The sequence below is a fragment of the Nocardioides sp. HB32 genome (genome assembly GCF_054058995.1).
On record NZ_JBSSBS010000001.1, the window covers coordinates 3079819 to 3098566 of the forward strand.

Below are 18748 nucleotides of genomic sequence, written 5' to 3' on the forward strand. Positions count from 1 at the left end.
GGACGGTCGAGCCCGTGGCGCGCCATCGGGCGCCCCGGGCCGTACGGGCCTTCCGGCGAGCCCGCACGCTCGCGGGTGCGCTCTGCGTGACGCTGCTCGGCGCCGTCCTCCCCGGAGCGGGCTACCTGTGGACACGTCGCAGGCTCGGCTGGTTCGTGCTGGTCGCGTTCCTCGCAGGCGCCGGCGTGCTGGCGTACTACGCCCGGGACTGGCACCACTTCGTCGACCTCGCGTTCGATCCGACCCGGCTCCGGATCGCCGGTGTCGTCATCGGCGTCGTCTTCGTGCTGTGGGCGTTCACGGTGATCACGACGTACGTCATGGCGCGCCCGCTCGGCATGAGCAGGCTCGAGAGCACGCTCGGCGGGATCGTGGTCGGGCTGCTGTGCATCCTGGTCGCGCTGCCGGCGGTCCAGAGCGTGCGGCTCGCGAACACCCAGGCGCACTTCGTGGCCACCGTCTTCAACGACGAGCACAACCAGACGACGCCGCTGGACACGACGCCGGACGACCCCTGGGGCGGTCGCGACCGGGTCAACGTGCTGCTGCTCGGCGGCGACGGCGGCGTCGGCCGCACCGGGATCCGGACCGACTCGGTGATCCTGCTCAGCATGGACACCCACACCGGCAAGTCGGTGATGTTCAGCCTGCCGCGCAACATGATGAACGCGCAGTTCCCCGAGGACAGCCCGCTGCACCAGGTGTTCCCGGACGGCTTCCGCAGCACCGACCCGAACGCCGACCCCGGCAATTGGATGCTGAACGCCGTCTACAGCCAGGTGCCCGCGCTGTACCCGCACATCCTCGGCAAGTCCGAGAACGAGGGCGCGGACGCGGTCAAGCTCGCCGTCGAGGGCAGCCTCGGCACCCACGTCGACTACTACATGCTGATCAACCTGCTCGGCTTCCAGCAGCTCGTCGACGCCATCGGGGGCGTGACGGTCAACATCAACGAGCCGATCGCGATCAACGGCAACACCGACGCCGGGATCCCCCCGACCGGCTACCTCCAGCCCGGCCCGGACCAGCACCTCGACGGCTTCCACGCACTCTGGTACTCCCGCGGCCGCTGGGGCTCCGACGACTACCAGCGGATGCTGCGCCAGCGCTGCATGGTGAACGCGATCGTCGAGGAGGCCGACCCCCTGAACGTGCTGCGCCGGTACCAGGCGCTCGCGAAGGCAGGGGAGGAGATCCTGCGCACCGATGTACCCCGCGAGCTGATGCCGTCCTTCGTCGACCTCGCCCTCCAGGTCAAGGAGAAGAAGATGAAGTCGATCGCCTTCATCTCCTCCGACAAGTTCTTCTCCGGTGACCCCGACTTCGCGTGGATGCAGTCGGTGGTCGCCAAGGCCCTGGCGCCCCACGCAGGCGGCGGCGGAGGCTCGAAGGACGACCCGGGCAAGGCGATCACCGCGGACGGCGCCTGCGGCTACCACCCGGTGAGCTAGAGGACGCGCACCTGGCGGGTGACGACCAGCCGGTTCACGGTGTCGCTGCCCGCGTACCGGATCGTCATCGTGCGCTTGCCGGGCGGCAGGTCGTCGAGGACGACGCGGGCGGTGCCGTTGCGGAGCGTCGCGGTCTGCGCGACCCCGGCCAACCGGACGACGACCACGCCGTCGACCACGTCGAGACCGGGTGCGCTGACCGTGACCGTCACCTTCACCTTGTGCTGGAGGCGCTGGGTCTGGACGCGGATCCTGGGGTCGGTCCTGATCCGGGAGGTGGAGGGGGAGTCGACGCTCAGGTCCGTGTAGCCGGCGCGGCTGACGGTCACGCGCGCCGAGATCCTCGAGCCGAGGTCGAGGTTGATCAGCTGGTACGACGGTCCGGTGGCACCGTCGATCGGCACGCCGTCGCGGAGCCACTGGATCGCGACCGTATCGGCGGTCGGGTGGTAGGCGCCGGTGTCGACGGTCAGGGCCTGGCCCATCTCGGGCAGGCCGAGGACGCTCGGGGCGGTCGCGACGGTGAAGGTGCCGGGGACGACCGGCGCGGACGGGGCGGTGGTCGCGCTCACCGGGTCGTAGCCGGCCCGGCTCGCGGTCACGGTCGCCGAGATCGTCGCGCCGACCAGGTCGGGCGTGAGCGAGAGCGTCGGAGCACCGGTCGCGCCGTCGATCGGCTGGCCGTCGGCGAGCCACTGGACCGTCAGCGCGTCCGGGGCCGGCGTCCAGGTGCCGGTGTCGAGGGTGAGCGTGGAGTCGACCTGGGAGACGCCCGAGAGCGCCGGCGCGGTGACGCTCTTCAGCGTGCCCGGCAGCACCGCCGCGGTCGGCGCGGAGGTCGCCGTGCGGGTCGGGTACCCGAGCTTCGTGGCCGTCGTGGTCACGGTGAGGGTCTGGTCGAGCCGGGCCTTGGTGACCCGCAGCGTGGGCTCGGTGGCGCCGGCGATCTTCTGGCCGTCCGCGGACCACTGGTAGGACACCTGGACGTCTGCGGGCTTCCAGCCGCCCGCCGTGCTGCTGAGCACCGAGCCGACCTTCGCGATGCCGCTGATGACCGGCGCGACCTGGTTGCTCAGCGGCTGGTCGTTGAAGTGCACGAAGCCGCTGGGCCAGTTGCCGCTGGAGCGGGTGATCACGGCCCACGAGAAGTCGCCGCCCCAGCTGTCCTGGGACACGATCACCTCGTCGGCGGAGACCACCTTCTCGACGTACGCGACGTGGCCCACCGAGCCCGCCGGCCCCGCGTTCGCCTTCCACCAGGCCACGGCGCCGACCCGTGGAACGTCGTCGGTGATGCGGGGCATCGAGGTGCCCCAGTACATGGCGTTGCCGCCGCCCGACCACGGGCGGGTGTTCGGCAGGCCGCTCTTGACCATCCGGTACGCCGCGTAGTTGGTGCAGTTGTGGCCGCTGTACATGCGCCAGTACATCTTGTCGTTGTTCTGCGCGTAGCCGGCGTTGCCCATGCCCTGGTCCCGGCAGTCCTGGTAGCCGTAGCAGAGGTAGGAGCTGCGCTTGAAGACCGCGTCGGGGCCGCGCTTGTGGCCTTGCTGGTCCGCGGCCGAGGCGGCGGCCGGAGCGAGCGCGACGAGGCCCGCGACCAGGCCACCCACCAGGGCAGCGGTCACGGGCGCGAGCAGCCGGGTCCGCAGCGACACGGGTGGGAGTCTAGGGACAGTTGTGCCCTGGTGGGAACAGAGTGATCGAAATTGTCAAGGAATTGCCTCGGCGTGTCGGGTTAAATCACACGGCTGTCATTCTCCTGCTCCCCGAACGCACGAGGGCCCGGCCGCGTGCGGCCGGGCCCCGGGCGGGTCGAGCGGAGGCTCAGTCGAGGTCGAAGCGGTCGAGCTCCATGACCTTGACCCAGGCCGCGACGAAGTCCCGGACGAGCTTCTCCCGCGCGTCCTCGCTCGCGTAGACCTCGGCCAGCGCCCGCAGCTGCGAGTTCGAGCCGAAGACCAGGTCCACCGCGGTGGCGGTCCAGCGCAGCTCGCCGCTGGCGAGGTCACGGATCTCGTAGACGTTCTCCTCCGACTCGGACGCCTTCCACAACGCCCCGGGGGCGAGCAGGTTGACGAAGAAGTCGTTGGTGAGCGCACCCGGCCGCTTGGTGAGCACGCCGTGCTGCGTGCCGCCGACGTTCGTGCCGATGGCACGCAGGCCGCCGACGAGCACCGTCATCTCCGGCGCGGTGAGGTCGAGCATGTAGGCGCGGTCGACCAGCAGCGTCTCCGGCTGCAGCTTCTCCCCGTCCCGGAGGTAGTTGCGGAAGCCGTCGGCTCGCGGCTCGAGCACCGCGAACGAGTCCACGTCGGTCTGCTCCTGCGAGGCGTCGGTGCGGCCCGGGTGGAAGGGCACGGTCACGTCGACGCCGCCATCCCGGGCGGCCTTCTCCACGGCGGCCGAGCCCGCGAGCACGATCAGGTCGGCGAGCGAGATCCGCGCGCCGCCCGACTCGTTGAACTCGCGCCGCATCTCCTCGAGCTTGTCGAGGACCTCGGCGAGCTGCCCGGGCTGGTTCACCGCCCAGCTGCGCTGCGGCTCGAGCCGGATGCGGGCGCCGTTCGCGCCGCCGCGCTTGTCCGTCGAGCGGAAGCTCGCGGCCGATGCCCATGCCGTCGAGACCAGCTGGGACACGGTCAGCCCAGACTCGAGGACCTTCGCCTTGAGCGCCGCGACGTCCGCGTCGCTGACCAGCTCGTGGTCGACGTCGGGCACCGGGTCCTGCCACAGCTGCGGCTCGGCGACCCACGGGCCGAGGTAGCGCCGGACCGGGCCCATATCGCGGTGCAGGAGCTTGTACCAGGCCTTGGCGAAGGCCAGCGCGAACTCGTTGGGGTTCTCGAGGAACCGCCGCGAGATCTTCTCGTACTCCGGGTCCATCCGGAGCGCGAGGTCGCTGGTGAGCATGGTCGGCTTGCGCTTCGGCGAGTCCGGCGTCGGGCCGGGGATGATGTCCTCGGCGTCCTTCGCGACCCATTGGTGCGCGCCGGCGGGACTCTCGGTCAGCTCCCACTCGTAGCCGAACAGGTGCTTGAAGAAGTCGTTGCTCCAGCGCGTCGGCGTCGTGGTCCAGGTGACCTCGAGACCCGAGGTCACCGCGTCGGCACCCTTGCCGCTGCCGTAGCCGCTGCGCCAGCCGAGGCCCTGCTCCTCGAGCGGCGCTCCCTCCGGCTCCGGTCCGACCAGGTCTGCGTCGCCGGCGCCGTGCGTCTTCCCGAAGGTGTGGCCACCGGCGATCAGCGCGACGGTCTCCTCGTCGTTCATCGCCATCCGGGCGAACGTCTCGCGGATGTCGCGCGCAGAGGCGACCGGGTCGGGGTTGCCGTTCGGGCCCTCGGGGTTGACGTAGATCAGGCCCATCTGGACCGCGCCGAGCGGGTCCGAGAGCTGCCGCTCGTCGGCGTACCGCTCGTCGCCCAGCCAGGTGTCCTCCGGGCCCCAGTAGATCTCCTCGGTCTCCCACACGTCGGGTCGGCCGAAGCCGAAGCCGAACGTCGAGAAGCCCATGTCCTCGAGGGCGACGTTGCCGGCGTACACCAGCAGGTCCGCCCACGAGATCTTCTGGCCGTGCTTCTGCTTGACCGGCCACAGCAGGCGCCGGGCCTTGTCGAGGTTGGCGTTGTCGGGCCAGCTGTTCAGCGGGGCGAACCGCTGCGCGCCGTCGCCCGCGCCGCCGCGGCCGTCGTGGATGCGGTACGTGCCGGCCGCGTGCCAGCTCATCCGGATGAACAGGCCGCCGTAGTGGCCGAAGTCGGCGGGCCACCAGTCCTGCGAGGTGTTGAGCACCTCGACGATGTCCCGCCGGAGCTCGGCGAGGTCCAGCTCGGCGAAGTGCTGCGGGTAGCTGAAGTCCGCCCCGAGGGGGTTGCCCTTCGGGGAGTGCGCGTGCAGCACGGAGAGGTCGAGCTGGTTGGGCCACCAGTCCTTGTTGGTGTGGGGGCGACCGGGCTTCGGCGTCGGCGAGTCGATCGCCGGGTTCTCGCTCTCGCTGCCGTGAGCGGCCGCGGAGTCGTGCAGCACGGGGCAGCCCTCGGCTTCCTTGCGCTGGATGCCCTGCGGGTCCTGGATGTCGGACATGGTCAACCTTTCGAGCTGGCGATGGTCACTGAGGGAGACGAGCGGTGGAGCAGGCGGGGCAGACGCCCCAGTAGACGACCTCGGCCTCGTCCACGGTGAACCCGTGGGGGTCGGACGCGGTCAGGCAGGGTGCGTGGCCGACGGCGCAGTCGACGTCGGCGATGGCGCCGCACGAGCGGCACACGACGTGGTGGTGGTTGTCGCCCACGCGTGACTCGTAGCGGGCGACCGCGCCGGACGGCTGGATGCGGCGCACCAGGTCGGCCGACGTCAGCGCCCGGAGGACGTCGTACACGGCCTGGTGGGAGAGGTCGCCGAGCTCAGCCCGGGCCGCGCCGATGATGGACTCGGTGTCCGCGTGGGGAAGCCGGTGCACGGCGTCGAGGACGGCGACCCGCGGGCGGGTCACGCGGAGGTCCGCGTCCCGGAGCATCCGCTCGTAGTCGGCCGTGGTGGGCATGGCCACACCCTGCCGGAGATTCTTGAATGATTCAAGAAGACATGCCGGTGTAGGCGTCGCGAAGGCGCTGGTGCGCGCCGGTCCCGGCCCCGATCCGGTCCAGGCCGAGGAGGGCCGCGCCGGCCACCGGCGGGATCGTCACGACCCGGGTCTGCGCCTTCGGCGCCACGGCCGCCAGCCCGCGGTCGATCTCCTCCATGAGGAGCGGGTGCCCGGCGGTCAGCACGCCGCCGCCCAGCACCACGTCGATCGGCTCCTCGTCGACCCCCAGCCGCCGGGCGGCAGCGAGCGCGAGGGCGACCACCTCCCGGGCCTGGTGGCGGACGACGTCGGCCGCGACGGGGTCGCCGGCCTGGGCGACCGCGAACAGGAGGGGGGTGAGCTCGGCGCACCGGTCCTCCGGGACCCGCCCGGCGTGGATCGCCTCGATCAGCTCGGCCATCGACGGCAGCCCGAGGTGCTGGGGGAGCGCGGTGCGCAGGAGGGTGTCCGGTCCGCGGCCGTCCTCGGCGCGGGCGGCCCACCACATCGCCTCCTGCCAGAGGAAGGCGCCGCCGCCCCAGTCACCGGAGATGGTGCCGACCGCGGCGAACCTCGCGGTCCTGCCGTCGGGAAGGACCCCGGTGCAGTTGATGCCCGCTCCGCAGATCACCGCGATGCCGCGCCAGCTGTCCAGGCCGGCGCGCAGCAGCGCGAAGGTGTCGTTGAAGACCTCGCTCGTCGCGGCCCACGCGCGCCCGGCGAGGGCACTCTCCAGGGCATCGTGCTCGAAGGGCAGGTCGACGTTGGCCAGGCACGCCGAGAGGTGCCGGAGCTCCACGGGTCCGGACCGCTCCACGGCCTCGCTCACGAGCGGGGCGAGACCGTCCACCGCCGCCTCCGCGCCCACGCGGTGCGGGTGGAAGGCGCCCCCGCGCGACGTCCCCAGGAGCCGGCCGTCGGCCGCGACGACCGCCACGTCGGTCTTGCTGTTGCCGGCGTCGATCGCCAGCACCGCCTCCACGCTCAGGCCCACGGCAGGTGCTCGCGGTTGTGGGCGATCAGCCGGTCGGTGAGTCCCGCGGCCAGGTCGACCTGGCCGACCAACGGGTGGGCCAGCAGTGCGTCGAACACACGCTGGCGGCCGCCCCGCAACGCCGCGTCGAGAGCGAGGTCCTCGTAGGCGGTGACTGCGGCGACCAGCCCGGCGTACAGGGGCTCGAGCGGCGCGACCGGCAGCGCCGTGACGCCGGAGCCGTCCACCCGGGCCGGGACCTCGATGACGGCGTCGTCGGCAAGGAAGGGCAGGGTCCCGTCGTTGCGCACGTTGACCACCTGGGTCGACCCGCCGCTGCTGCCGAGCAGTGCCGCGGCGAGCTGGACCGCGGCCTCGGAGTAGTACGCGCCGCCCCGCTGGGTGAGCAGGTCCGGCTTGCGGTCGAGCGCCGGGTCGGCGTACATCCGCAGCAGCTCCTCCTCGAGGGCGGCGACCTGCGCGGCCCGTGGCTGGTCGTCGAGCAGCTCGCGGACGACCTCGTCGTGGGCGTAGAAGTAACGCAGGTAGTACGACGGCACCATGCCGTGCGCGCGCAGCAGCTCCGACGGCAGACCGATGTCGGCGGCCAGGTCGTCGGCGTGACGGGCGAGGATCTCGGGCAGCCGGTCCACCCCGTCGACCACGGCGCTGCGCTCCCAGGTGAGGTGGTTCAGTCCCACGTGACCGAGCTCGACCCGGTCCGGCGCCACGTCCAGCAGCTGGGCGAACCGCCGCTGGAAGCCGATCGCTACGTTGCACAGCCCGACGGCCCGGTGGCCGTCGCGGAGCAGCGCCCGGGTGACGATGCCGACCGGGTTGGTGAAGTCGACGATCCAGGCGTCGGGCGCCGCTTCGCGCACCTGGCGTGCGATGTCCAGCACGACGGGCACCGTCCGCAGGGCCTTCGCCAGCCCGCCCGCGCCCGTCGTCTCCTGGCCCACACAGCCGCATTCCAGCGGCCAAGTCTCGTCCTGCAGCCGCGCCGCCTGCCCGCCGACCCGCAGCTGGACCAGGACGGCAGCGGCGCCGTCGAGAGCCGGAGCCAGGTCGGTCGAGGTGACCAGCCGGGCGGGGTGGTCCAGCCGCGCGAGGATCCGGCGACCGAGGCCGGCGACCAGCTCGAGGCGGTCGGCGACCGGGTCGACCAGGACCAGCTCCTCGACGGGCAGCAGGTCGCGCATCCGGCCCAGCCCGTCGACCAGCTCGGGCGTGTACGTCGACCCGCCACCGACGACGACGATCTTCATCCCTTCACTCCTGTCAGCGTCACGCCCTCGATGAACGCCCGTTGGGCGAGGAAGAACAGCAGGATCACCGGCGCCATCACCATCAAGGTGGCGGCCATCGTGAAGTTCCAGTTCGTGTGGTGGGCACTCTTGAACGTCTGCAGCCCGTAGCTGAGGGTCCAGGCGCCGGGATTCTCACTGGTGTAGATCTGCGGTCCGAAGTAGTCGTTCCAGCAGTAGAAGAACTGGAACAGGGCGACGGCCGCGACCGCCGGCCTGGCCATCGGCAGCACCACCCGCACGAGGGCGGCGAAGTCGCTGCAGCCGTCGACCTTGGCCGCCTCCAGGTACTCGCGCGGGATGGTCACGAAGAACTGACGCAGCAGGAAGATCGAGAACGCGTCCCCGAAGGCCATCGGGATGATCAGCGGCCACAGTGAGCCGGACAGGTGCAGCTGCTGGGCCCACACGAGGTACATCGGGACGATCACGACCTGCGGCGGCAGCATCATCGTCGCGATGACCACCATGAGGGCCAGGTTGCGGCCGCGGAACCGGAAGCAGGCCAGCGCGTACGCGACCGGGATGCTCGAGAGCAGCGTCAACGCCGTACCCGAGACCGCATAGATGATCGTGTTGCGCCACCAGGTCCCGAAGCCGGGTGTGCTCCAGACGTCGGCCAGGTTGTGCCACTGGAACGGGTTGGGCCACAGCTGCCTGGTCAGCGACTGCTCGTCGGTCATCAGCGCGGTGAGCACGACGAACACGAAGGGCAGCACGAAGAACAGCGTGGCCGCGACCGCCATCGCGTGCACCGCCACCCACTCGAGCGCGGCGCGGGTCCGGTGGCTCACACCTCACCGCCCAGGAAGGCCCCACCGCGCCGCATCAGGACGATCGCGGCGGCGAGCGACATCGCGAAGAGGATCAGGGCGATCACGCACGAGGCGCCGATGTCGAAGCGCTGGAACCCGAGGTTGTAGACGAGCTGCGGCAGGGTGAGCGTCGACTTGTCCGGGTACCCGGGCTCGGTCTGCTGGCCAGACCCGCCGATCTGCCCGCTCGCGACCTGACCCGCGACGGTCGGCTCGGTGTAGTACTGCATGATCGCGATCACCCCGGTGACGGCGGCGAAGGTGAGGATCGGCCGCAGGTGCGGGAGCGTGACGTAGCGGAACCTCCCCCTCGCGCCGGCGCCGTCGAGCTCGGCCGCCTCGTACAGCTCGCGCGGCACGTCGAGGAGCGACGCCATGAAGATGATCATCAGGTCGCCCACGGTCCACAGCGCGAGCAGGGTGAGCGCCGGCTTCGACCACGCCGGATCGTTGAACCAGCCGGGCTGGGGGAGCCCGAGCTTGCCGAGGATCGTGTTCACCGGCCCGGTGCCGGGGTTGAGCAGGAAGACGAACGCCAGCGTCCCGGCCACCGGCGGCGTGAGGTACGGCGCGTACCACAGGGTGCGGAAGAGACCGCCACCGCGCTTGAGCCGGAGCACCAGCATGGCGACGACGAGGGAGAACAGCACGCGGAGCGTCACCATGACGAGCACGAACCACAGGGTGTTCCGCATCGCCGGCCAGAAGAACGGGTAGTCCTGCAGCACGAACCGCCAGTTGTCCAGGCCGTCCCAGGTCGGGGAGCCGAACCCGTTGTAGTGCGTGAACGAGAAGTACGCCGTCGACACCAGCGGGTAGAGGAAGAACAGGCCCGTGCCCAGCAGCCAGGGCGACAGGAACGCCAGGTTGCGCAGTGTCTCCCGTCGGCGCCGGGCACGAGCCGTGGGATTCACTTCGACTGCTCGAGCTCGGTGTCGATCTGGTGGGCCGCATCCTCGAGGCCGGCCTGGATGTCGGTCTGCTTGCCCGACTCGATGTCGTAGCCGAGGTCCTGCAAGGTGAGCTGGTACGCCCCGCCGTTGGGACTGGCCGGTGTGGTGTTGCTGTTCGGGTCCGAGGCGATGGCGACGAACGTCTGGAACGCCGGGTCCTGGCTCACGTCCGGCGAGGCCAGCGCGTCCTTGGTCGACGGGACGTTGTGGATCGCGTTGGCGAAGTCGACGACAGCCTTCGTGTCCGTGGTGAGGAACTGCACGAACCGCCACGCCGCGTTCTGCTTCTCGCTGGTGCTCGCGATCCCGACGATGGTGCCGGTGATGTAGCCCTTGCCGTACTGGTCGGCCTGGTCGTCGGGGACGGGGAACGGGGCGACGCCGAAGTTCAAGTCCGGTGCGTCGGCCTGGATCATCCCCGCGCGCCACTCGCCGTCGATCGCCATCGCGACCTGACCGGTCATGAACGGGTTCTTGGCGCCGAACTCGTCGCCGAACGTCGTCCGGTACTTCTCGAGCCGGTCGTAGCCCCCGAGCTTGTTCACGAGGCCCAGCTGCCACTCGAAGGTGTCCTTGAAGGCCGGGTCGGCGGCGACGTTCGACGCGCCGTCGGCGTCGAAGTACTCGGGCGACCACTGGGCCGCGAAGTGGGTGATCGTGGACTCGTAGCCGTGGTAGTCGGGCATGAACCCGAGCTGGGAGTAGGTGTCGCCCGAGGTCTTCGTGAGCTTCACCGCGTCCGCGTCGAACTCCGAGAGCGTCTTCGGCGGCCCGGCGATCCCCGCGGCGGCGAAGGCGTCCTTGTTGTAGTAGAGCCCGTACGCGTCACCGAGCAGCGGAAGTGCGCACTGGTCACCCTGGTACTGCGTGTACTCCAGCTGCGCCGCGGGGAAGGTCGACTCCGGGTCGATGCCCGCCTTGTCGAGGAGGGGACCGAGGTCGACGAAGGCGCCGGAGGTGCAGAACTGGCCGACGTTGTCGGTGGTGAACGACGAGACCACGTCGGGCGCATTGGAGCCGCCGGCGCGGAGCGCCTGGTTGATCTTGTCGTCGGTGATGTTGCCGACCACGTTCACGTGGATGTTGGGGTTCGCCTTCTCGAAGGCGTCCACGGTCGCCTGGATGGCCGCGACCTCGCTGTCGGCGCTCCACCCGTGCCAGAACGTGATGGTGACGTCCGCGTCCGGGTTGTCGTTCGAACCGCCGCCGCCGTCCCCGGTGCAGGCGGCCGCCGCGAGCGGCAGCGCGAGCGCTGCCGCGACGGCGGCGAGTCGGGCGCGGGTGGTCGTGGTGATCATGGTGCTCTCCATTCCTGCCGGGTGCTGGTGACGGTGTCGAAGACCCGGTCCCGAGCGGCGTCCAATGCGGTCTGGAGCGCGCCGGTGAGGACGGGACGTGCGGTGACGGCGGACAGCTCCAGGCGCGGCCGGGCTGCCGCCAGCGACTCGAGCTCGTCGGTGATCAGGCCGAGGAGCCGGTCACCGCCGGCGGACAGCACCGCACCCGACAGCACGACCAGCGCCGGGTCGAGCACGGCCACGACAGCGGCGATGCCGAGCGCGAAGCGCTCGGCCAGCGTCGCGAGCACCGCGTCCCCGGCACCCGGGCAGTCGATGGCAGCACGGACGGCGGCCGCCGGGCTCCCGGCCCGCAGGCCGTGGGACCGGGCGAGCGCCAGCACCTGGGGGCCGCCGGCCAGCTCCTGGAACCCGCCCGCGTTGCCCCGGCGTACGCCGCGGACCGGAGGCGTCCCCGGGAGCGGCAGGAATCCGATCTCGCCGGCGCCACCGGTCGCGCCGCCGTGGATGCGGCCGTCGATCACGATGGCGGCGCCGAGCCCGTCCTCGGCCCAGAGCAGCACGAAGGTGTCGACGCCGCGTGCCGCCCCGGTCCGCAGCTCGGCGTGTGCCGCGAGGTTGACGTCGTTCTCGACGTCGAAGGGGACACCGAGTGCGGTGGCGAGCCGGTCCAGGAGGTCGGGGTCGTGCCACCCGGGCAGGTGGCTGGCGTAGCGCAGCCGGCGGGTGCCCGGGTCGAAGGCGCCCGGGGTGCCGATGGCGACGTGCGTGAGGACGGAACGTTCGAGACGGGCCGCGGCCGTGGCCCCCTCGAGCGCCTCGACGACCCGCGCGACCGCGTCCGGGCCCGCCCGGCGCGGAGTGCGCAGCTCGAACTCGCCCACGACCCGGCCGGTGATGTCGGCAACCGCCGCGACGATGCTCGCGGGGGTCACGTCGAGGGCACCGACGTACGCCGCGCCGGGGTTGACCGCGTAGAGCTGGGCCCGGGGGCCGGGGCCGCCGCGCGAGCTCCCGCTCGTCATCACCAGTCCCGCGCCCGCGAGCCGGCTCAGCAGCTGGGAGGCGGTCGGCTTGGACAGGCCGGTGAGCTCGCCGAGGCGCGTGCGGGACAGCGGGCCGTGCTCGAGGAGCAGCTCGAGTGCGGCGCGGTCGTTGATGGCGCGCAGCACGCTCGGCGTTCCGGGGTTCACCCTGCCTCCCCGCGATCAATAGGAAAGTTTCCTGATAATTGCAGGGTGAGGCCGGTGCGGCAAGACTTTCGAGGCGGGAAATGACAGCGGCTCCGGGCCGCTGACCACAGCGACTCCGGAGCCGATCGGTGTCCGAGGGGGGACTTGAACCCCCACGCCCTAATACGGGCACTAGCACCTCAAGCTAGCGCGTCTGCCAATTCCGCCACCCGGACGAGTGCGGTGGAACACTAGCAAATGGTGGAGGGAAGTTCCGCATCGGCACCCGTCCCTCGCGGTGACATGCTGGGGGCATGAGCGACACCCCTGTGGACCCCGCCGGCGAGGTCGTCGAGCTGTGCCGTGAGCTGATCCGGATCGACACCTCGAACTACGGCGACGAGGACGGACCGGGGGAGCGGAAGGCGGCCGAGTACGTCGCCACGCTGCTCGACGAGGTGGGCATCGCGTCCAACCTCTACGAGTCGTCGCCGGGTCGTACGTCGGTCGTGGCCCAGTGGGGCGGGTCCCCGAGTTCGGGCTCCAATGACGTCGGGGGACTGCTGGTGCACGGCCACCTCGACGTCGTACCCGCGGCGGCCGAGGACTGGCAGGTCGACCCGTTCGCCGGCGAGATCCGCGACGGCTACGTCTGGGGCCGGGGCGCGGTCGACATGAAGGACTTCGACGCGATGCTGCTCTCCGTGGTCCGCGCCCGGCAGCGGGCGGGGCGGGTGCCCACGCGGCCGATCACGCTCTGCTTCACCGCCGACGAGGAGGCGGGTGGCCACCAGGGCGCCGAGGTGCTCGTCGCGCAGCACGCCGAGGAGCTCGAGCACTGCACCGAGGCCGTCGGCGAGGTGGGTGGGTTCAGCGCGACCGTGCGCGGCAGGCGGATCTACCTGATCGAGGCCGCAGAGAAGGGCATGGCCTGGATGCGGCTGACCGCCCGCGGCCGGGCCGGCCACGGCTCGATGATCAACCGCGAGAACGCCGTCACGTCGCTGGCCTCCGCGGTCGCCCGGATCGGCGCGCACGAGTGGCCGGTGCGGCTGACCCCGGCGATGCGCACCCTGCTCGCCGCCGTCGGCGAGCTGGCCGGCGAGGAGGCGACGCCCGAGAACGCCGAGGCGCTGGTGCAGGAGTTCGGCGGCGCCGCGCGGATGCTGGGCGCGGTCATCCGCAACACCGTCAACCCGACCATGCTCCGCGCCGGGTACAAGGTGAACGTGATCCCCACCGAGGCCACCGCGCACGTCGACGGCCGATTCCTGCCGGGCTACGAGGACGAGTTCTTCGCCACGCTCGCCGACCTGGTGGGCGACGACATCGAGGTCGAGTACGTCAGCCACCAGCAGCCCTGGGAGACGCCGTACGACGGCGACCTGGTCGACGCGATGACCCGCTCGCTGCTCGCCGAGGACCCGGACGCGATCGTCGCGCCGTACCTGATGAGCGGCGGCACCGACGCCAAGCACTTCCGCAAGCTCGGCATGCGGTCCTACGGCTTCGCGCCGTTGCGGCTCCCTGCCGACCTCGACTTCACCGCCCTGTTCCACGGCGTCGACGAACGGGTCCCCGTCGATGCGCTGGAGTTCGGCGCACGCGTGTTCGACCGGTTCCTCGACGACGTCTGAGCCGCCCGGCCGTGGGGTCGCGGATTGGTCACCAACCGCAGATTTCGGGCCCCGATTCGTGCGGTTGGTGACCAAACCGCAGCATTTTCGCCGTTATGTCAGCCGCTCTCAGGCGGTCCGGACGGCCCGGATGATCTTGCGACGCAGCACGATCCGGCGGGTGCCGTCGGCGGCGATGCGGACCCGGTCGAGCTCCCAGCCGCCGTGCTCGGCGCGCTCGACGAGGAGCTTGGTCACGACGTTGCGCGGGTACTCCCGGGAGAAGGTCACCTTGTCGAACTCCCACTCCACCCCCCGGGTGGGTGGGTGGCGCAACGCACGGGTCATGCTGCCTCCTCGGTACAACGGTGTCATTCTGCCGAGACGTCGTCCAGCGCGCTGACGATCTCGTCGGGCAGGCTCAGCTCCTCGACGCCCAGGATGCCGCGCAGCTGGGCGGCGGTGCGCGCGCCGATGATCGGCGCGGTGACGCCCGGCCGGTCGCGGACCCAGGCCAGCGCCACCTCGAGGAGCGTCCAGCCCAGGCCGTCGGCGGCGCGGGCGACGGCCTCCACGATGCCGGCCGACCGGTCGTCGAGGTAGGCGTTCACGAAGTTCGCGAAGTGCGTCGACGCCGCGCGCGAGTCCGACGGCGTCCCGGTCCGGTACTTGCCGGTGAGGACGCCGCGACCCAGCGGGGACCACGGCAGTACGCCGAGGCCCAGCGCCGCCGCGGCCGGCAGCACCTCGTGCTCGACAGCCCGGTTCAGCAGCGAGTACTCGACCTGCGTCGACGCGAGCGGCGAGCGCCCGGGGACCGCCCGCTGCCAGGTGGCCGCCTGCGCGGTCTGCCACCCGCTGTAGTTGGAGATGCCGACATACGACGCGCGCCCGCTCTGCACGGCGGTGTCGAGGGCCGAGAGCGTCTCCTCGACCGGGGTCTCGTCGGTCCAGATGTGCACCTGCCACAGGTCGACGTGGTCGGTGCCGAGCCGGCGCAGCGATGCGTCCAGCGTGGAGAGGAGGTGCCCGCGGGACGTGTTGTACTCGCGACCGCCGCGTCGCGCGCTGATGCCCGCCTTCGTCGCGAGCACGACCTCGTCCCGCGCGACGACGTCGCCGATCAGGGTGCCGATGAGCTCCTCGGACGCGCCGTTGCCGTAGCCGGCGGCGGTGTCGACGAGCGTCCCGCCCGCCTCGGCGAACGCGATCAGCTGGTCACGTGCCTCGTGCTGGTCCGTGTCGCGTCCCCAGGTCATGGTGCCGAGGCCGAGTCGGGACACCGCCAGGCCGGTCGCGCCGACTCGCCGCTGCTGCATGGGGAAGAAGGTAGCCAAGGCGCCCGCGTACGACGGTCCCGGCTCGCCGTTCATCTTCCGGACAGGTTCGACCCCGTAGGCTCGCCCAGCACCGACCGGACCGACCCGAAAGCGAGTCGATGGACTACTTCGACGCCGTCATCCTCGGCATCGTCGAGGGGCTCACCGAGTTCCTCCCCATCTCCAGCACCGGCCATCTGATGATCGCCCAGAAGGCGCTCGGGCTGGACTTGGGCGACGACGCCGTCACCGGGTACACCGCCGTGATCCAGATGGGTGCGATCGCCGCCGTGGTCGTCTACTTCTTCCGCGACATCGGGCGGATCGCCAAGGCGTGGTTCCTCGGGCTGGTCCGGCCCGAGTACCGCGGCCAGCTCGACCACCGGATGGGCTGGTACGTCATCGTCGGCACCATCCCGGTCGGGATCGCCGGGCTCCTGTTCAAGGACCTGATCACCGGCGACCTGCGGTCGCTCTGGGTCGTGGCCATCGCGCTGATCGCGTGGAGCGCCGTCATGTGGGCGGCCGAGCGCGTCGCGCGCCAGGACCGTTCCGAGCAGGACCTGAACATGCGCGACGCCGTCGCGGTGGGCCTCATCCAGGTCGCCGCCCTGGTGCCCGGGGTGTCGAGGTCCGGCGCCACGATCTCGGGCGGCCTGTTCCGCGGCCTGGACCGGGTCACGGCGACCAAGGTCAGCTTCTACCTCTCGATCCCCGCGCTGGTCGCGGCCGGCCTCTTCGAGCTGCCGGACGCGATGAGCGGCGGCATCAGCGTCGGCGTCGCCCTGGTCGGCATCGTCACCGCCTTCGTCGTGGCCTATGCCTCGATCGCCTGGCTGCTCCGCTTCGTGGCCGGGCACGCGATCACCTGGTTCATCCCGTACCGCGTGGGCCTGGGCCTGCTGCTGGTCGTGCTGCTGTCGACCGGCGTGATGACGGCGACCTGACCGGTCACAGCCAGCCGGACTTCTTGAACAGGACCCACAGGCCCGCCGCCACCACGGCCATCAGCGCGAGCGCGAACGGGTAGCCGTAGGTCCACTCCAGCTCCGGCATGTGCTCGAAGTTCATGCCGTAGACCCCGGCGATCAGCGTCGGCACGACGACCAGGGCCGCACCGGCGGAGATCTTCCGCATGTCGTTGTTCTGCTGCACCGAGATCTGGGCCAGGTGCGCGTCGAACGCCGTCGACAGCAGCGAGTCCAGCGAGTCCACGGTCTCCGCAGCACGGGCCAGGTGGTCCGCCACGTCCCGGAAGAACGGCGTCGAGTTCTCGGGTACGCCGGGCACGTCGCCGGTCACCAGCCGGGTGATCGGGTCGCGCAGGGGAAGCACCGCGCGGCGTACCTCCGCGAGCTCACGCTTGAGGACGTAGATCCGCGCCGAGTCGTTGGTCCGGTCGGCGGAGAACACCGACGACTCGATCTCGTCCACGTCGACGACCAGCTCGTCGACCACATCGAGGTACTCGTCGACGACCCGGTCGATGACGGCGTACATCACCCCTCCCGGGCCGTGCGCCAGCACCCGACGGCTCGACTCCAGCTCCTCGCGGGCCGAGTGCAGCTCGTTGCCCTGGCCGTGCCGGACGGTGACCACGAAGTCCGCGCCGAGGAACATCGCGATCTCGCCGGTCTCCACGGCGTCGTGCTCGTCGACGTACCAGAGGGTCTTCAGCACGAGGAAGACCAGGTCGCCGAAGCGCTCGAGCTTCGGTCGCTGGTGCGGTTGCATGGCGTCCTCGATGGCGAGCGGATGGAGCTCGAAGACCTCGGCGACCTCGCGCATCTCCTCCTCGCTCGGATCGTGCATGCCGATCCAGACGAAGTCGCCGTCGACGTCCGCCTTCGCCCGCAGCTCCTGCCAGTGGGTGCCGCCGGCGGCGCGTTCGCCGTCGCGGTAGAGCGCACAGTCGACGATCACGGGCACACGGTAGCCCGAGGCGCCGTCCTCTACAGTCGCCGCCATGGCAACCGTGATCCTCGTGCGCCACGGGCGCACGACGGCGAACGCCACCGGCGTGCTCGCGGGGCGGCTCCCCGGCGTGAAGCTCGACGACACCGGTGCCGCCCAGGCCGCGCGCACCGCGGGGCGGCTCGCGGTCCTGCCGCTGGCCGGCGTCGTCACCAGCCCGTTGGAGCGCTGCCGGCAGACGGCGCGCGCGATCGCCAAGGCCCAGCCGGGCTCGCCGCGACCGACCTCCGAGCGCGGGATCACCGAGTGCGACTACGGCGACTGGTCCGGCCGCCCGATCAAGGAGCTGGCCAAGGAGAAGCTCTGGTCGCTCGTGCAGACCCAGCCCTCGGCCGCGGTGTTCCCCAACGGCGAGGCGATGACGGCGATGCAGGCGCGTGCGGTCGCCGCCGTACGGCGCCTGGACGCGGCGTTCGAGGCCGAGCACGCTTCTGGAGCGCTCTGGGTCGCGGTCAGTCACGGCGACGTCATCAAGTCCGTGCTCGCGGACGCGCTCGGCATGCACCTCGACCTGTTCCAGCGCCTCCACGTCGACCCCGCGTCGGTGTCGATCGTGCGCTACACCAGCAGCCGGCCGTACGTGCTCGCCACGAACACCCACTCCGGCGACCTGTCCTGGCTGGCCCCGCCGGCCACGACGAAGCGGCACCGACGAGCGGCGTCCACGGACGCCGTCGTCGGCGGTGGGGCCGGCCCTTCGGCGACCGCCTAGGGTGACTGGCATGGCACCCCTCGTCCACGGTTTCGACCCGCCGGAGCGGTTCGTCGCCGGCACCGTCGGCCCGCCGGGGCAGCGCACCTTCTTCCTGCAGGCGCGGTCGGGCTCACGGATCGTGAGCGTCGCGCTGGAGAAGCAGCAGGTCCAGGCGCTCGCCGAGCGGATCGACGAGCTGCTCGACGAGGTCATGTCCAACGAGCTCAACGAGGCGATGATCCCCGCCGTCGCGCCGCTCGGCCTCGACGACTCCGCGCCCCTGGAGCAGCCGATCGACGAGGAGTTCCGCGCCGGCACCATGACGCTGTCCTGGGACCCCGACGACCAACGGGTCGTGATCGAGGTGTTCCCGTTCAGCGAGGCCGCGGTCGTCACCCCGGATCAGCTCGACGAAGACTTCGAGGAGCCCGACCCCGAGGAGGTCCTGCTGGTGCGGATCGCCCCCGGACCGGCCCGCGCCTTCGTCAAGCGTGCCGAGCAGGTCCTGGACGCGGGCCGGCCGAGCTGCCCCTTCTGCGGCAACCCGATCGACCCGGACGGACACCTGTGCGTGCGGGCGAACGGGTTCCGGCGACGGGACCCGTGACGGAC

The 18748-nt window shown here is 71.3% G+C and carries 17 protein-coding genes and 1 tRNA gene; 5 read left to right on the plus strand and 13 right to left on the minus strand.

Annotation, left to right across the window (positions count from 1 at the left end; genetic code table 11):
* Window positions 1-14: 14 nt before the first annotated feature.
* Complete coding sequence (locus ACVW2K_RS15575) at window positions 15-1451, plus strand: LCP family protein (protein ID WP_457203138.1); 1437 nt, start codon at window positions 15-17, stop codon at window positions 1449-1451.
* Here ACVW2K_RS15575 and ACVW2K_RS15580 read toward each other — a convergent pair.
* The 10 genes from ACVW2K_RS15580 to ACVW2K_RS15625 form a co-directional block, all read right to left on the minus strand.
* Entirely contained in the window at window positions 1448-3109 is a 1662-nt protein-coding gene (locus tag ACVW2K_RS15580) for a CHAP domain-containing protein (RefSeq protein ID WP_457203139.1), read from the minus strand. The two genes, ACVW2K_RS15575 and ACVW2K_RS15580, sit on opposite strands and share 4 nt — an antisense overlap.
* Window positions 3110-3278: 169 nt before the next feature.
* Complete coding sequence (katG, locus tag ACVW2K_RS15585) at window positions 3279-5534, minus strand: catalase/peroxidase HPI (RefSeq protein WP_457203140.1); 2256 nt, start codon at window positions 5532-5534, stop codon at window positions 3279-3281.
* A gap of 25 nt (window positions 5535-5559) precedes the next feature.
* A complete protein-coding gene (locus ACVW2K_RS15590; RefSeq protein ID WP_028638312.1) occupies window positions 5560-5994 on the minus strand; it encodes a Fur family transcriptional regulator in 435 nt (144 codons plus the stop codon).
* Window positions 5995-6025: 31 nt separating this feature from the next.
* Window positions 6026-7009: an N-acetylglucosamine kinase gene (locus ACVW2K_RS15595; protein ID WP_457203141.1), complete on the minus strand. Its 984-nt coding sequence runs from the start codon at window positions 7007-7009 to the stop codon at window positions 6026-6028.
* The gene (locus ACVW2K_RS15600; protein WP_457203142.1) at window positions 7000-8256 is read right to left on the minus strand and encodes a 6-phospho-beta-glucosidase; all 1257 of its coding nucleotides are present in this window, start codon (window positions 8254-8256) and stop codon (window positions 7000-7002) included. Before ACVW2K_RS15600 ends, ACVW2K_RS15595 begins: the two co-directional genes overlap by 10 nt.
* On the minus strand, window positions 8253-9089 hold the full coding sequence (locus ACVW2K_RS15605) for a carbohydrate ABC transporter permease (protein WP_457203143.1): 837 nt from the start codon (window positions 9087-9089) through the stop codon (window positions 8253-8255). The genes ACVW2K_RS15600 and ACVW2K_RS15605 overlap by 4 nt, the downstream gene beginning before the upstream one ends.
* Window positions 9086-10024, minus strand: a complete 939-nt coding sequence (locus tag ACVW2K_RS15610; protein ID WP_028638308.1) for a carbohydrate ABC transporter permease — start codon at window positions 10022-10024, stop codon at window positions 9086-9088. The genes ACVW2K_RS15605 and ACVW2K_RS15610 overlap by 4 nt, the downstream gene beginning before the upstream one ends.
* Window positions 10021-11361, minus strand: a complete 1341-nt coding sequence (locus tag ACVW2K_RS15615) for an ABC transporter substrate-binding protein (protein WP_036570833.1) — start codon at window positions 11359-11361, stop codon at window positions 10021-10023. Before ACVW2K_RS15615 ends, ACVW2K_RS15610 begins: the two co-directional genes overlap by 4 nt.
* Entirely contained in the window at window positions 11358-12554 is a 1197-nt protein-coding gene (locus ACVW2K_RS15620; RefSeq protein WP_051549376.1) for an ROK family transcriptional regulator, read from the minus strand. Before ACVW2K_RS15620 ends, ACVW2K_RS15615 begins: the two co-directional genes overlap by 4 nt.
* A gap of 129 nt (window positions 12555-12683) precedes the next feature.
* Window positions 12684-12769 (minus strand) — tRNA-Leu (locus ACVW2K_RS15625).
* A 78-nt stretch (window positions 12770-12847) separates the two neighbouring features.
* On the opposite strand from ACVW2K_RS15625, the gene ACVW2K_RS15630 reads away from it, so the two are divergent.
* A complete protein-coding gene (locus ACVW2K_RS15630) occupies window positions 12848-14170 on the plus strand; it encodes a M20/M25/M40 family metallo-hydrolase (RefSeq protein ID WP_457203144.1) in 1323 nt (440 codons plus the stop codon).
* A 108-nt stretch (window positions 14171-14278) separates the two neighbouring features.
* Here the strand turns inward: ACVW2K_RS15630 and ACVW2K_RS15635 are convergent, their stop codons facing one another.
* Together ACVW2K_RS15635 and ACVW2K_RS15640 are read right to left on the minus strand one after the other, a co-directional pair.
* Entirely contained in the window at window positions 14279-14497 is a 219-nt protein-coding gene (locus ACVW2K_RS15635; RefSeq protein WP_051549375.1) for a DUF5703 family protein, read from the minus strand.
* A gap of 23 nt (window positions 14498-14520) precedes the next feature.
* The gene (locus ACVW2K_RS15640; RefSeq protein WP_457203145.1) at window positions 14521-15468 is read right to left on the minus strand and encodes an aldo/keto reductase; all 948 of its coding nucleotides are present in this window, start codon (window positions 15466-15468) and stop codon (window positions 14521-14523) included.
* Between the two features lie 119 nt (window positions 15469-15587).
* On the opposite strand from ACVW2K_RS15640, the gene ACVW2K_RS15645 reads away from it, so the two are divergent.
* Window positions 15588-16415 (plus strand): undecaprenyl-diphosphate phosphatase, encoded by an 828-nt coding sequence (locus tag ACVW2K_RS15645; RefSeq protein WP_457203146.1) that lies wholly within the window; start codon window positions 15588-15590, stop codon window positions 16413-16415.
* A gap of 4 nt (window positions 16416-16419) precedes the next feature.
* Here ACVW2K_RS15645 and corA read toward each other — a convergent pair whose 3' ends face one another.
* On the minus strand, window positions 16420-17436 hold the full coding sequence (corA, locus tag ACVW2K_RS15650; RefSeq protein WP_231496252.1) for a magnesium/cobalt transporter CorA: 1017 nt from the start codon (window positions 17434-17436) through the stop codon (window positions 16420-16422).
* Between corA and ACVW2K_RS15655 the strand changes: the two genes are divergently transcribed.
* Window positions 17435-18154 carry a histidine phosphatase family protein gene (locus tag ACVW2K_RS15655; RefSeq protein WP_457203147.1) on the plus strand — a complete coding sequence of 240 codons (720 nt, stop codon included), beginning with the start codon at window positions 17435-17437 and terminating at the stop codon, window positions 18152-18154. The two genes, corA and ACVW2K_RS15655, sit on opposite strands and share 2 nt — an antisense overlap.
* 10 nt (window positions 18155-18164) lie before the next feature.
* Complete coding sequence (locus tag ACVW2K_RS15660; protein ID WP_028638300.1) at window positions 18165-18743, plus strand: DUF3090 domain-containing protein; 579 nt, start codon at window positions 18165-18167, stop codon at window positions 18741-18743.
* The last annotated feature ends 5 nt before the right edge of the window (window positions 18744-18748 follow it).

Coding starts and splice junctions, on each gene's coding strand:
- katG (WP_457203140.1), bottom strand. CDS start 5,534: ATGTCCGACATCCAGGACCCGCAGGGCATCCAGCGCAAGGAAGCCGAG.
- ACVW2K_RS15590 (WP_028638312.1), bottom strand. CDS start 5,994: ATGCCCACCACGGCCGACTACGAGCGGATGCTCCGGGACGCGGACCTC.
- ACVW2K_RS15600 (WP_457203142.1), bottom strand. CDS start 8,256: ATGAAGATCGTCGTCGTCGGTGGCGGGTCGACGTACACGCCCGAGCTG.
- ACVW2K_RS15615 (WP_036570833.1), bottom strand. CDS start 11,361: ATGATCACCACGACCACCCGCGCCCGACTCGCCGCCGTCGCGGCAGCG.
- ACVW2K_RS15630 (WP_457203144.1), top strand. CDS start 12,848: ATGAGCGACACCCCTGTGGACCCCGCCGGCGAGGTCGTCGAGCTGTGC.
- ACVW2K_RS15635 (WP_051549375.1), bottom strand. CDS start 14,497: ATGACCCGTGCGTTGCGCCACCCACCCACCCGGGGGGTGGAGTGGGAG.
- ACVW2K_RS15640 (WP_457203145.1), bottom strand. CDS start 15,468: ATGCAGCAGCGGCGAGTCGGCGCGACCGGCCTGGCGGTGTCCCGACTC.
- ACVW2K_RS15645 (WP_457203146.1), top strand. CDS start 15,588: ATGGACTACTTCGACGCCGTCATCCTCGGCATCGTCGAGGGGCTCACC.
- ACVW2K_RS15655 (WP_457203147.1), top strand. CDS start 17,435: ATGGCAACCGTGATCCTCGTGCGCCACGGGCGCACGACGGCGAACGCC.
- corA (WP_231496252.1), bottom strand. CDS start 17,436: ATGGCGGCGACTGTAGAGGACGGCGCCTCGGGCTACCGTGTGCCCGTG.
- ACVW2K_RS15660 (WP_028638300.1), top strand. CDS start 18,165: ATGGCACCCCTCGTCCACGGTTTCGACCCGCCGGAGCGGTTCGTCGCC.